The organism is Paenibacillus solani, from assembly GCF_001277345.1.
Lineage (GTDB): Bacteria > Bacillota > Bacilli > Paenibacillales > Paenibacillaceae > Paenibacillus_AQ > Paenibacillus_AQ solani.
In genome coordinates, this window is the sequence record NZ_LIUT01000008.1 from 768,658 (window position 1) to 783,919 (window position 15,262).

Annotated in this window: 6 protein-coding genes; 4 read left to right on the plus strand and 2 right to left on the minus strand. The window is 48.4% G+C overall.

The features are described 5' to 3' along the window. The first annotated feature begins 20 nt into the window (after positions 1–20). The 3 genes from ligA (at position 21) to AM231_RS27430 (ending at position 11,106) form a co-directional block, all read left to right on the plus strand. Positions 21–2,033 carry an NAD-dependent DNA ligase LigA gene (gene ligA, locus AM231_RS27420; RefSeq protein ID WP_054405459.1) on the plus strand — a complete coding sequence of 671 codons (2,013 nt, stop codon included), beginning with the start codon at positions 21–23 and terminating at the stop codon, positions 2,031–2,033. 504 nt (positions 2,034–2,537) lie between these two features. Beyond that, positions 2,538–7,064, plus strand: coding sequence for a S8 family serine peptidase (locus AM231_RS30310; protein ID WP_054405460.1), 4,527 nt, complete (start codon positions 2,538–2,540; stop codon positions 7,062–7,064). A gap of 301 nt (positions 7,065–7,365) precedes the next feature. Next, positions 7,366–11,106: an S-layer homology domain-containing protein gene (locus tag AM231_RS27430; protein WP_054405461.1), complete on the plus strand. Its 3,741-nt coding sequence runs from the start codon at positions 7,366–7,368 to the stop codon at positions 11,104–11,106. Between the two features lie 173 nt (positions 11,107–11,279). Here AM231_RS27430 and AM231_RS27435 read toward each other — a convergent pair whose 3' ends face one another. Beyond that, positions 11,280–13,052, minus strand: coding sequence for a protein kinase domain-containing protein (locus AM231_RS27435; protein WP_054405462.1), 1,773 nt, complete (start codon positions 13,050–13,052; stop codon positions 11,280–11,282). 179 nt (positions 13,053–13,231) lie between these two features. Here AM231_RS27435 and AM231_RS27440 point away from each other — a divergent pair, with 179 nt between their 5' ends. Next, complete coding sequence (locus AM231_RS27440) at positions 13,232–13,423, plus strand: hypothetical protein (RefSeq protein ID WP_054405463.1); 192 nt, start codon at positions 13,232–13,234, stop codon at positions 13,421–13,423. A 64-nt stretch (positions 13,424–13,487) separates the two neighbouring features. On the opposite strand, the gene AM231_RS27445 is transcribed toward AM231_RS27440, so the two are convergent. Next, positions 13,488–14,750, minus strand: coding sequence for an MFS transporter (locus tag AM231_RS27445; RefSeq protein ID WP_053491254.1), 1,263 nt, complete (start codon positions 14,748–14,750; stop codon positions 13,488–13,490). Positions 14,751–15,262 lie beyond the last annotated feature (512 nt).

Sequence of the window (15,262 nt, forward strand, 5' to 3'; positions counted from 1 at the left end):
TGAAGGAGGATGGCCCTTGCATGGATTTCAAGGATAAGATGGAGAAGCTCGTTGCGGAGCTGAACAATTACAATTACCATTACTACACGCTGGATCAGCCGCTTGTAAGCGACAAGGAGTATGATGCTCTGTACGATCAGTTGGTAGCGCTGGAGACAGAGACGGGAGTGACACTTCCGGATTCTCCGACCCAGCGGGTAGGCGGCGAGATTTTGAAGGGTTTTACCCCACACCGCCATTTGGCTCCGTTATGGAGTTTGGACAAGGCCCAGAATATCGAGCAGCTCCGTATCTGGCATGATCGCGTAGTCAGACTGGTCAATGACTACAATACGAAGAATCCCGGCAATCCTCTGCCGACTCCTTGCTATGCGCTGGAACTGAAGTTTGACGGATTGACGCTGAATCTGACCTATCAGGATGGTAAGCTGGTTCAGGCGTCGACTCGGGGCAACGGTACAGTTGGCGAGGGCATTCTGTCTCAGGTGAAGACCATCAAGTCGGTGCCGATGACGATTCCCTACTCGGAAGGGACAATTGAAGTACAGGGTGAAGGTATCATGAACCTGTCCGTGCTGGAGCAATACAACCAGACAGCCGCCGAGCCGCTCAAGAATGCGCGTAATGCGGCCGCAGGAGCACTTCGCAATCTCAATCCGAAGGTGACAGCCGAGCGCAAGCTGAATGCTTACTTCTATAATGTAGGTTATTCCGATGGCATCACCTTTGCCAACCATAAGGAAATGATGGATTTTCTGCGCGAGAACCGGCTTAAGGTCAATCCATATATTTTCTACTTTGAGCAGTTTGATGATGTCATGGAGCAATTGGCCGATATCGAGAAACGCCGCTCGGAGCTCGACTATCTCATTGATGGAGCGGTTGTGAAGGTAACGGATTTCCGCACCCGCGAAGCGCTTGGTTACACCGACAAATTCCCGCGCTGGGCAGTCGCCTATAAATTCGAAGCGGAAGAGACCACGACTGTGCTGGAGGCTGTCACCTGGAACGTGGGACGGACCGGGAAAATAACGCCGCTTGCGCGTGTAGAGCCTGTTGAGCTTGCCGGAGTTACTGTACAGAATTGTACGCTGAACAATGTCGGAGACATTGAGCGGAAGAACCTCAAGTTCGCGCTCGGCTCGCGGGTATTCATTCGCCGTTCGAATGACGTCATTCCTGAAATCCTTGGAAAAGTAACGGAGGAGCAGGATGGCGAGGAGATTCTGTACCCAGAGGCATGTCCATCCTGCGGATTCCCGCTGGAGCAGCGCGGCGCCCATCTGTTCTGTAATAACAAGACCGGGTGCAAACCGCAGATCGTGGCAAGGATCACGCATTTTGCCTCCAGGGATGCCATGGATATTGAAACATTCAGCGACAAAACCGCCATTCAGCTGTATGAGGAGCTGAGCGTGAGGGAGCCGGCTGATCTGTACACGCTGTCTTTTGACAGTTTGATCAAGCTGGAACGTTTCGGTGAGCGAAAAGCGCAGAATCTGCTGGATGCCATCGAGAAGAGCAAGGAGCGGGATCTCGCATCATTCCTCTTCGCCTTGGGTATCCCGAATACGGGGAAATCCACAACCAAGATGCTGGCTGATCACTACCGTGATCTGCACCGCGTGATGGAAGCGCCCCCGGAAGAACTGGTGGAGCTGCCTGATGTAGGCGGCATCGTGGCCGAGAGCATCGCCGGATACTTTGCCGATCCGTTTGCGAGATCAAGCATTGAGAAGATGCTGTCACTGGGCGTCCAAGCGAAAGCGCCGGAAGCACCGAAGCCGGTCAGCAGCGATTCTTATTTCAGTGGCAAAACAGTCGTGCTGACAGGCACACTCCACCTGCTGACCCGCGAAGAGGCAACGGAACGACTGGAAGCCCACGGCGCCAAAGTCACCGGTAGCGTATCCAAGAAGACCGATCTGCTGATCGCAGGGGAAAAAGCCGGCAGCAAGCTTGCCAAAGCTCAGCAGCTAGGCATTGATATTTTGGATAACGAGGAAGAGTTCGTGCGGCTATTGAACGAATAGTTCTGTGATCAGTGCATATTAGGACACCTAGTGTGCGTAATTTACTGCATAAGCTCCTTTGGGATACACCCCTGACTATTCCGAGGCGATCATGAACAACGGGAAACCCAATTACTAAACCATGCAAGTCTATTATAGAAGAAGGGCTGAGTTGTGACCGTTATGGACGCAGTTCAGCTCTTTTTTGATGTTAAGGAAAAGCACACAACAATTAACACGCCCATCTCTTCCCCTCACATACCCCCACCCACTCCCCATGAAGTAATTCCCTGAAATCTAGGAACTTATCTACCATTCGCCAAAACCTCTTATATAATCGACTAATATTAACAAAAACATACAAAAATGGACGAAGGATTCTATTTTTGGATTCTAGAATTATTCACCATGGGTCAGTTTTGATGCAGAAAGGAGTGGATAACCACGTTTGGCAGCATGGAGCTATGGAGATATCCCGGACCCTGAATGTGATTGGGAAATCTACCTTATGGGAGGGGCAAAGCCTTGAGTAAAAAGTTATGGTCCGTACTATTAAGTTTTCTATTAACGTTGTCACTAGTTGTACCAGCAGCTGGGGCTGCTCCGCCAGAGAAACAGATCGAACTGGACAATTCACTGAGCGCTGATGAAGCAAGGCAGCTCAAGGATATCCTGAAGCAGCGAGCTAAACTAGCAGAGTTTCCCCAGCTGGAGCAGAGCCTGAGGCGATCCTCCGCGGGGCCTGCGAGAGTCATAGTGGAGTTGTCGGCTGAACCTGTTGCTTTGGCTAAAGGTATATCCTCTTTGCAAGGTCAAACCTTTAATTCTTCGGCGGAGGCAAAGGCAGAAGCTCAGGTGGAGCTGGAACAGCAAACCTTTATCCGAAGTCTGAACACGAAGAATATTACGCATGAAATATCGGAACAGTATCGCTACGCATTCAACGGGGTGTCAATGGAAATCGACGCAAGCCAGGTTGAAGCATTGCTGGATATTCCAGGCGTACTGGGCGTATATCCCGATGTGGAGGTAAGCGTCGGGCCGAAGGATGAAGTGAATCCTTACATGAAAGATACGGGGCCGTTCATCGGTGCACCGGATGTATGGGATCTTGGGTATACAGGGAAGGGCGTTAAAGTCGGTGTCATTGATACGGGTATTGATTACACTCATCCTGTCTTAATAGATGCTTATAAAGGCGGATATGACTTCGTTGATAATGATGATGATCCTTATGAAACGACCCCGCTCGATTGGGAGAATGATCCTTCCCATCCTCCTGAAGTCAATGATAGAGGAAGTACCTACTGGACCGACCACGGTACGCATGTGGCGGGTACTATCGGAGCACGCGATGCTGGCGAATATGGAGTAGTGGGTATCGCGCCGGAAGCAGAGATTTACGCATACCGCGTTCTGGGGCCTTATGGGAATGGTTATTCCAGCTGGGTCCTGGGAGGGATTGATCGTTCCGTGGAAGATGGAATGGATGTAATCAATCTTTCACTTGGCAGTGCGCGCAACGACCCGGATTATGTAACCTCTGTTGCTCTCAACAATGCTGCGTTGGCTGGTGTCACGCCTGTTGTTGCAAGCGGGAATTCAGGGCCTGACCGCTGGACGCTTGGATCGCCGGGGGCAGCGGCCTTTGTGATTACGGTAGGAAACTCAACTGGACCAAGTGATGAAATAGCGGCAACTACGCATTTTTTCACGCCAGCAGAAGCGCCAGGAGAGTCGACAGAAGGAATCAATGCTGGGACGCCTGGGTCTGAAAAAGATCCAGAACAATTCGTTCTTCCTGACGAGCCGAATACAGAAGCACAGGCAGACCGTGATGATGCAGCATTATCTGCATCAAGCGTGGATACGGAAGAACGAGTACCTGGCGGGGAAACCGAATCTTCAGATAAAGAGCATGATGGAAATGCAGATCAGTCAGAAGAAGGTAGCAACGATGATGAGCCGGGAGTTGAGGAGGAGGCCTCGGAAGCTGTTAAGGAGGAAGATAAAAGTCCATCGAAAATCGATAATGCTCCAGTGACGGTAGTGAATGCTACATATGAGCTGGATTTGATGGCTTGGAATTTGGCAGAAGACCCGGAAGTCGTTTTGGACAGAGATTTTGAACTGGTCTATGCGGATTTAGGCAAGCCTGAGGATTTCGCGGATAAAGACCTAACGGGTAAAATCGCATTGATCAAACGTGGTGATCTCGCCTTTGTCGATAAAATTGCGAATGCAAAGGCAGCGGGTGCAGTGGGAGCTATCGTATTCAACCAGAACCCGGGTCCAATCGACGTTCTGCTTGGGGACAGCTTTGCTTTCATACCTACCTTTAGTATGAGTAAGGAAGACGGCGATTATATCCAATCGCAGTTGGCTGCCAATCCCGATCTCAAGGTGAATTTCTCGGATTTTAAGCGTGACCGAACCTTGGGTGATGAAATGTATGTTTCCAGCTCACGCGGACCGGCTAAAAAGACGCTGGATATTAAGCCTGACGTCATTGCACCAGGGACAAGCATTCTGTCCTCCGTTCCAAGGTATGGAAAGGTAGACCCAAATGCCGATTACAGTCAGTCTTATGATCGTCTTACGGGAACCAGCATGGCATCTCCACATGTGGCAGGCCTTGCAGCTCTCATTTTGGAGAAGCATAATGACTGGTCTCCATTCGATGTAAAAGTCGCATTGATGAATAATGCTAAGGTGCTGAATACCGATGTGTATGAAGTCATGGACCAGGGGGCTGGGCGAGTACAAGCGCTGCAGACGATCCAGGCTGAAGCTCTGGTGAAGGTCCTGGACAAGACCTCTTATCAGGAGTATGGATCAGCGAACCAACAGGATAACATTACTGGCAGCATCAATTTCGGTAATTTCACTGGACAATCGGCGAAGACCGTTCAGAAAAAAATAAAGGTAGAACGCATCGGAAGCACAGGCGGCACATTTAATGTGGCCATTAATGACACAAAGTCCACGCCGGGCGTCCATGTCACAGTAGATAAAACATCCTTTACACTTCAAGACCAGGAAGAGCTGACGGTAACTCTTCAGGTACCTGAAGGCATCGAAGGTATATCGGAGCAACAAGGCTATATTACCTTCACGAATGGAAGTCAATCGTATTCTGTTCCGTACGTTGCGTACTTTAATCTGGAGATCACGGGCGTGAAGTATGTCAAGGCGTATAGTGATACAGAAAGCTACTTGCCGCATGTTCCATTGACCGAGACGGGCGAATTGGGCGAGTTGAACCTCGCTTTTGAATTCTACAATCCGATGCAGCTTGTCATTGTGAACTTGTATGACAGTCTTCATCCAGAGGCAGGCGTGGATGGCGATGGTATTATCGGCCAAGTATTCGGCGCAGAAGCCCCTTTTAATGCGAATATTCCATATACGCTAGGCTGGACAGGAAAATATATGGATTATGAAACCGGCGAAATCGCAGAGGTGCAGGACGGACTGTATTCGATCGAGCTGTTATCCTTGGATATGAATAACAAGGTGCACTCAGACCATGCTGCGATTCCCTTCTTCGTGAAGAGAGCAGCTCCTGTCATCCAGACGGAGCAGAACGTCAAGCTATCCAGCAAGAACAAACCTGCATTAACCGGTACAATCGATGACCTCTATGTAAAGGCTGCTCCAGCCATGTGGGAGGAGTGGGGAATTAAATTCGACGTCAGCGAATGGCTTAATGCTAGTTATGTCGTTAAAAGAGCGAACCAATCGGTTGCCAAGCAAGGCAGTTTCGATGTCGAGCAGGATGGTTCATTTAACATTGCATTAGACGGGCTGTCCCCAGGCCGATATGCCGTGGAAATGACTGTTAAAGACCGTCAAGGGCTTCAGGGAACGGCTTCGGTAACCCTGCAGCTGACGGGTGTGCCGGGACCTGGTAATCCAGACCCGGTTAACCCTGACCCAGGTAACTCAGGCGGCGGCTCGGGTGGAGGCGGTGGAGGTTCATCCTCCGGGGGCGGAACACCTTCCACGCCAGCCCCTGAAGTATTGGGTGACGCCAAAGTCACCACCAAGAAAAATGCAGATGGTTCCGAGTCCGCTACGGCTGCTTTGTCAGAAACGAAGATTGCCGCAGGAATTGCCGGCAAGGACAAGGAAGTGAAGCTGGATGTTTCGAAGCTGGACTTCACGAAGTACAGCGATGTAGCATTCACATTAAACAAGGCTACCATTGATAAACTGAAAGCGTCAGGCAAACCGCTGGTTATTACGGGTAACGGCTTCACCTTGACCGTGTCTGCCGATGCTTTGGATGATTTTACAACAAGCAGTGGATTCAGCTTGGCCGTTTCGGTGGCTGCAAGTAAAGCTGGCTCCAGCAGCACATTAAATGCAGTGTCATCGGTCGTTTCAGTCAAACACGGAGAGAAGTTCAAACATCCGCTTCTGCTGACATTGAACTATGACCCGGCAAAAGTGAAGGATAAGCGTAAGGTAGGTGCTTACCTCCAATCGGAAACAGGCGACCTGAAATCCGCAGGATTGCTGGAATCTTCTACAAGGGGCTCGATTACGTTCAGTGTCAATGGACCGGGATCTTATGTGGCCGCTGAGAATACCGTAAGCTTCAATGATATCGTCAGCCATTGGGCCAAGGACGAAATCGAAGTTACTGCCTCGCAGCATGTCACTAATGGGACGGGGGCTGGCCGTTTCTCACCAAACAATGTGGTGACCCGTGCTGAATTTGCAACGCTACTTGACCGTATTTTTGAAACAGGCATCGATTGGGAGACACGCAGCAAGGAAGCGGGAGCCAAGAAGCCGCTGACCCGTGAGGAAATGGTCATGATGATGGCAGAAGCGATGGATATCGACTCTACGGAAGAAAGCTTATTGTCTTTCCATGACAATAGTCTGATCTCCGAGGATGCACGTGCGGCCGTATCCTATTTTGTGACCCAAGGAATAGTGAAAGGCGTAAACGGCAACCGCTTCGCACCGGGAGAGACATCTACACGGGCTCAGGTATCCATCATTGCATACCGATTGCTGGGTGCTCTAAGCAAAATCTAAAGTTTCATATCATTAAATATGTTCTGGATGTTGTTCGCTACAGATAGACTGGAACAGAAACTCAAAGACCCTGATCTTTCAGGGTCTTTGTTATTTAATGCGATGAATAACTTTGAAAGGTGAAACTTTCGATAGTGTGTTTAGGTGGACATGCCTTGAAGAAAGATCCCTCACACGGGGGATATTTATCGGCTTAGGCAAGAGCTACTATTTTAGTAGAGGGTGAACTATACTCCCTGATTCATCCCTCTCATTTTTGAGAATCAACATATAAACAAGGAGGTTTAAGGTCATTAAACGTATGGCAAAAAGGGCATTTATTATTCTAGCTCTAATAGTATCGCTACTGCTGAGCGGGCTGTTTATTCCGGTAAAGGATCAGGCCTCAGCTTTCCAGATGCAGGCCGAGACGATTGGCTCCATTCAATATGATCCACGAGGAGGGGGAGGGATACTTCATTACTATAGTGATGGGAAAACAGTAAAGTACCTGGCGAACTTGAACAACGTTCCCGCGGATGCGAAATGGGTCACCTTTATGCCACTCGAAAGCTTACATGGGGGAAATGAATTTTACTTCAGTCTCGACGGAATAACTACGGAAAGAAAGCAAATTGATTTTACCTATTATAGCGAACTTCCGGCTGAAGCAAGGTGGTTTACCATTAGCAACTTTGACGGAGCTTTTGGCGAGAAGAAAGCTATTCATAATCAGCAGTATACGTACAGCGTTGACGGAGTTAATGTACTTAGTGGTCCTGAAGTGCCGGCTAATGCATTATGGACAACGCTGAGTCATTACACAACGACTTGGGGAGGCGAGGACAAAACACTGAATTATGTCAATTCCCGTGTTCCTTACAAGATGAATGTAGATCTGGTCCAAGACGTCTCCATCCATTCGGATGGGCTCAACCCGATTTATGCAAAAGAAGGCACTGAGGTCACCTTGTCCTTTACTTCGCTTCCCTTATTGCAGAATCCAATCGTTACCTTGGCAGGACAGACGGTCCCCGTTGTATCGACTGCGGGCGGGGTAGAGTGGAAGGGGCATGTCACACTGAATGCTTTGCATAGCGAAGGAGAAGTTCCTTTTACTATCACTTATCAGGATGACGCTGATACAAAGACCGTAATGGCGACTACAGACGGCAGTTCTGTCATTTTTGATAGGACACCTCCCGAGATTGATTTAGCTCTATCCACAACCGATTGGACCAAGGATAGCGTGGCTGTCAGAGGTCAAGCACGAGATACGGGTAGCGGTGTCGAGATTCAGAAATGGGAGCAAGGCATCAAGGATGCTTCCTATTTCCGCAATAATGGGAATTCTGTGGCCGGTGATGCTTTCCAGGCTGGAAGTAACGGATGGTATACCTGGTACGCCAAGGATTGTGCCGGTAATGAAGCGGTCCGAACCATTGAGATCCAAAATATCGATCGTATGCCTCCATCCTTGATCTTGGAGTCTGCTCCAAAGGGCTGGACTTCCGCCCCGGTACAAATATCGGTGTCCGCTGAAGATATCGGCAGTGGGGTAAAGGTCGTAAAATGGACCCCAGGCAAGCAGTCCGAGTCATTCTTCCAAAATGGCGGAGGAACCGCAATCACCAATACCTTTGAAGTAACTAGCAATGGGATATACACGGTGTACGCTGAAGATCAGATGGGTAATGGGGTGACGGAAGAGATCATGATTCAGAATCTCGACACCCGTCCCCCGGATATTAGGTTGACCTCTTCCCCCATACTGCCGACCCAGGGAGAGGTCATGATTACGGCCGATTTTTCTGATGATGACAGCGGTGTAGAAACCAGGAAATGGTCGAAAGGACAACGGGAAGCGGATTATTTCCTAAATGCCGGTACAGAGCTAAACGGGGCAAGCTTTATGGTTGATGACAATGGGTTCTACACGGTCTATGCTAAAGATCATGCCGGTAACGAGCATGTCCAGTCTATTGAAATCAGCAATATTTATAAAATAGGTTCCAGCGTCAAATTGTCTCTTGCCTCATCGGACTGGGCCAGCAAACCAATGGATGTTCAAGTTGAGGTAACGGATAACGGAAGCGGCATTGCGGTGCAGAAATGGGCAGCTGGCCATCAGCCAGTCGCATATTTTAATACAGGGGGAACACCGTTTGCCGGGACAAGCTTTTCCGTTAATGACAATGGGGAGTATTCGGTTTATATCAAAGATAACGCTGGTTATGAAGAGGTGGCTACTATTAAGGTTGTCAACTTGGACACCGAGAAGCCGATCATAGCAGATCCTGTACTGCTTCCGAACACATGGACGAATGGAGAAGTTAGCGTAACCGTAACTGTCCAGGATAATTCCGATATTATCTCCATGCAGAAATGGAGTGAAGGCGAGCAGACAGAGGCCTTTTTCCGTAATGGCGGAGGTACCGCTTTTAGTGGCGGATTTATCGTTCATGACAATGGAGCATATACCGTTTATGCAGAAGATGCAGCTGGCAACGGAGCGGTGAGAACATTCTATGTAAGTACCATCGATAAGGAAATTCCCGACATTCAGCTGCGGTCTTCCATAGAACAGCCTACGAATCAAAATGTGACGGTGACTGCGGATGTGTACAATACCCGAAGTCCGATTGTCACCATGAAGTGGGCATCCGGAGAGAGGGCTCTATCCTATTTTGAAACGGAAGGCCATAACTTTAACCAATCCTTTGAAGTTGAACTGAACGGATGGTATACGGTATACGCAGAAAGCGCTGCCGGAAACAAAGGGATTGGAATTATGGAAATCAAGAATATATATAAAGAGGTGCCAGTAATTCAGCTTACTTCCTCGCCGTCTGTACCTACTCAGGGCGTTGTGACCGTAACGGCTTCCGTTTATGCTCCCATTCCGCTTATAGAGCGTAAGCTTGCTATGGGACAGAAAGAAACAGCATATTTCCACACGGAAGGCGATGCTTGGACGGAACAGCTTGAGATTTTCGAGAATGGCTGGGTGAGCTATTACGTCCGAGATCAGGCGGGCAACGAGACTGTGAAGCAGCTGGAGATCACGAATATTGATCATGAAAAGCCTGTGATCACGCTGCTTGGGGAGTCTGTGATTATCCTGACACAGCATACTGCTTTCATGGATCCGGGCGCGACTGCCCACGATAATCTGGATGGCGATCTTACAAATCGTATCCAGGTGACGGGAAAAGTCGACGTCGCTACAGCAGGGGAATATCGGCTCCGTTATTCGGTAACGGATCGTGCCGGTAATGAAGCTGAGGAAGCGATTCGGACCGTTATCGTGAGACCTCGACAGGAGGAAGGAGGCCATCCTAACCCATCTGAACCGTCTAGTCCATCACCGGATAGTGGCAGCAGCCCTTCAGTACCGCCTGTAATAGACAAAGAGGAACAGAAAGAGGCTAGTGGATCCAAAGAATTTCCTCCTGATCCTGAAGATCCTCCGGCCAAAGTCCAGCCTCCTCAGCCTTTACTTGGTATGGAAATGCCCGCGATTACTGATATTTCCGGCCATTGGGCAGAACCAGAAATACGGTGGTTATATGAAAAGGGGCTGCTGCAAGGATACCCGGATGGGACCTTCAGGCCGAAACAGCCGGTCACCCGGGCTGAATTTATTACGCTGCTGGTCCGTTGCCTGGAGTTGGAGGAACAGGGCTCGATCAAGTTTAGTGATACGGCTGGCCACTGGGCAGATCAAGCGATTCGAACAGCTGTCGCCAATGGACTTGCAGAAGGGTACAGCAACCTTGTTTTTGGTCCTAACGACCGGATTACGCGAGAGCAGATGGCTGTCATGCTGGCCAGGGCGAGTCAACTCACGGGCGTATCCTTCGGAACTGTAACGGACAAACCGTCATTCAAGGATCAGGACTCCATTTCGGTTTGGGCGGTTGATCAAGTATCAGCCGTCGTCGAGAGCAAACTCCTTAAAGGTTACCCTGATGGTCGCTTCCTCCCACAAGGATTTGCCACAAGAGCAGAGACGGCTGCGGTCATATATCGCTTGATGGAGCTTCTCGAACGGGACGAGTAAATCAAAAGCTTACTTAATAGGCGAATGCCTTTTAAGTAAGCTTTTTTGATGCAGTGCTTTTATAATGTTTCGATCATGAGAACATGGTGATTTTTTGTACCCACATGTCGGGATGCCTCAATTCGAGGGATCATGCTCCCCTTATAAGTCTTGCCGCCTTTTATGCAAAAGGCCTAATCACGGGAAGCATCGTCATGCTGCAGTAATCCCAACGTATTAGCCACAGATGCAGCTTTTACTCTTTTGTCGACCTTCAGCTTTTCGAATATTTTTTTGAGATGTGTCTTGACTGTCTCGTTGCTGATCGTTAATGCGGCTGCGATTTCTTTATTCGACAGTCCCTGCGAGACCAGTTGAAGTACTTCCTTCTCCCGCCTTGTTAACTCGTATACCCTATCGGTTTGCTGTCCAAACCCTTGAAGGGAGTCCTGGTGGAGTCTCTGATTGGACTGCAAGCTGGCTTTAATGGCGAACAGGGCTTGCGAAGCTATATTTCTTATGACATGAAGACGTTCATTCACAATTTTTTTTCGAGTCATCAGATTCTCTAAGTACAGAACGCCGGCCAACTGACCCTGAATGATAATGGGCAGGTAGAGCACGGAACCACCTCCTGTGTGTTCTACTGAAACCGCTGGGCTGCCCAGCAGGGCTGCTTGCCCTTGGATGACTTGTTGAGCCTCCATCGATTGGTACAGTAAACGCTCTCTGACCTGATGGTCTGCACTTAGCCGCTTCCGATCGCAGGAGGCTTGGATTAGATTGTCCTCCAGTATAGCTTCCGCTTCTACGTACCAGCTGTCCGATTCCTTTGTTAGTAAATAGACGCAATGAGCACCGGCGTTCATGACCAGAAGCTCCATCAGCCGTGCGGTTACTTTCTCACTCTCTGTTTCCTCCATAAAAATTTGCGAAGCTTGAATAACAGCGGCCAAATCCAATACCTGCGGATAGCTGACGATATGGCCGTTGATCGGGAAGTTAACGGAACCTGTCGAAATCTTTTCCCGTTCCTCGATTGCACCCAGGGCAGTCAGATCCTTGGTCTTGGTGTTTTCCCGATCCGTTGGATGAGAAGTTGAAAGCACGTCTTTTCGCATTTCTGCATCGAAGTCTGCACCTCTCTCTTTTTTGAAAGAAAGCTTATACTGTGTCAATTTATCCACGATGAACTGCATGCTGGGATAACGCTCATTCGGATCTTTTGCCAGCATATTCATGATCAGATCCGAAATCCATGGGGAAATGCGAGGATCTAATTCATGGAGGGGCTCGGGCTTGTGGGTGAGATGGGCATGAGCCCATTGCAAAGCACCGCTGGCAGTGAAAGGTCTTCGATTTGATAACAATTCATAGAACGTAACGCCGAGTGAGTAGATGTCGGCACGGGCGTCCAATAGATGCTCCATTCGTCCGGTTTGCTCGGGAGCCATATAGATCGGGTTTCCTTCCAAGCTCCCCTGGTCCTCCAGTCCAAGCTGATCGTAGCGAACAGCATAGCCGAAGCCAGTCAAATAAATGTCCTGCGTGTGCTCCTGAACGAGCACGGTATCTGGTCTAATGTTTAGATGGACGAAGCCTTGAGCATGGAGTTTCTGTAAACGGCTTGCCGTCTGTTTGAGTAATTTTAGAATAGAAGCAAGAGAGAGGGTTCGGCTGCGGTGGTATTCTCTTAATGTGAGAGCTTGGATAGGCTCGAATTCCAATACCATCATCGTTTTTGAGGACATGTATGACAACGGACGGAATAGTCCCCCCATCTTCAGATCGCTAAGGAAATGGTACTCATGAATAATCTTTGCATTTTCAATCGCTGTGCGTGTGCTTTCTTTCACTACTTTTAGGAGCATAGTTCTATTGGTTTTCTTGGAAAAAGCATACGCTACTACAAGATGTGAATCCTCATAGACAATATTGGAAACGGTATAGCCTGGTATATTCAACATATCGAACATTCCTTTAATATAAGCCTGATTCGTAAGGATGGTCGTGGGTGTGATTGTATTCCGGCTTCATTTTTGTTTAGTATATCATTTCTTTCTTGAATGGTTGTACTTCGTGATTTCAATTGGAGGTCATATTATATATGATGGATTGGAGAAGGCGGTGTTGAAGGAGGCTGGATATGAAAGCTAATAAAGTGCTTTATGTAAGTGTCGGCTTGCTGCTTCTCTTTATCCTCGTCACGGTTATGGGGAATATAGCCGAAGGGGAGGCACCTAATACGATTCGATTGAGCATCGAATGGCTAACTAAGTACGTACTACCTTGGATATTCTTATACTGGTTTATCAAACTTGTCCGAAAAATAAAATAAAAAATACTCATCATCGTATCCGCGATGACGAGTATCTCGATGTTGCAATGGACTTTAATCTGCTTTAGGAATCCTTGGCCCATTCGTCCAGCTTATCATCTCCGGGGAGGAGAAGAGCAAGCAGACCAAACAGAGGCAGAACGCCTACCGAAATGATGACATTGCTGATTCCCCAAGCATCCCCGAGGTTTCCGAGCACCAGGGATCCGATCCCGCCCATGCCAAAGGCAAAGCCCGTAATCAGCCCAGATACCGTTCCGATATTGCCGGGATACAGCATTTGAGCATAAACAACCGTAACCGAGAAGCTCGATAGAAGCACAAATCCGCCGATTAACAATAACACAGCAGCCCAGAACGGAGAGGCAAATGGAAGAATCAATGCAATCGGTGCCGTGCCGATCATGGATAGCAAGATCAGATTACGTCGACCAAAGCGATCCGCCAGCGGACCTCCAAAGAACGTGCCGACCGCTCCTGATGCAAGGAATAGAAAAATGTAGATCTGAGCATTATCTATAGTGATCTTATAAGCATCCATAAGATAGAACGCATAATAACTATTGATCGCTGCGCCATACCAGGAGCGGACAAACACGATGATGACCAGAATCAGCGTTGCATTGCGTATGCTTTGGCGGCGCGCGGGATCAAGCATGCGTCCGGCGGCTCTCTTTTTAAATGTGTAACCTGCCTTGAGCATACCATGGTACCAATGGGCGATATAGGACTGCACAATGATGCCCGCCGCTGCCACGAAGGTAAATCCAATTGCACCGAACTGTCCAAACGGTACGAATATGTATCGTGTCAGGAGTGGTGCCAGTGACTGACCGGCGTTGCCTCCTACTTGAAAGATCGATTGGGATAAACCTTTTCGCATGCCCGCAGCCATATGAGCGACACGCATGCCTTCCGGGTGGAAGGTCGCAGAGCCTAATCCAATCAAAACAACAGCGAACAAGACTAGGATATAGGTGTGGGCATAAGCGAGAATGAACACGCCTGCGAATGTGAAGCACATGCCAATCGGAAGCAGGATCGGTGTTGGCCTTCGATCAGCGGCATACCCGATAACCGGCTGAATAATAGATGAAGTAAAGTTGATCGCGAAGGAGATCCAGCCAATCTGCGTAAACGTAAGAAGAAGATTATCCTTTAATATAGGAAAAATAGCAGGGATCACGGATTGAATCGAATCATTGAATAAGTGTACAAAACTGATGGCGAGCAAGATTTTGTACACGGTAGCCTGCTGCTTGGCCTCACCATGCGTAGGTTGAGGGGCGGTTTTTGGCTTTGGAAGAGCAAAGCTCTTGTCTGACATTTGGCGGGCTCCTTTCTATTGAGGTACCTGATACGTGAAAAGTGATGAACTAACATTAAAGCCTTTTATATAGGAAATCAATTGCAATTCAAGATGATATTTATACAATGATGAAAGGTGATTGTTATATAAACAAGGACATTATCGATGTTATGAGAAAGCAGATATGTTTTATTTAAAAAGTGCTTGCTATATTATTTGTACCATGGTATATTACTAGATGTCGCTTTTGACGAAAGCTTTTAAAGCTTGTCGAATGGCGTCGAAAAAAAGTGTTGACATCAAGTTGAATACTTGATAAGATATAAACCTGCGCTGCTGATTGAAGTTGATCGGCAAAGCAGTCAACAAGTTCCTTGAAAACTGAACAAATGGATCACGTCAATGTAATACAAAGCAAACGTTAATACGTTAGCTTCTAAATGAGCAAGTCAAACTTTATTGGAGAGTTTGATCCTGGCTCAGGACGAACGCTGGCGGCGTGCCTAATACATGCAAGTCGAGCGGACTTG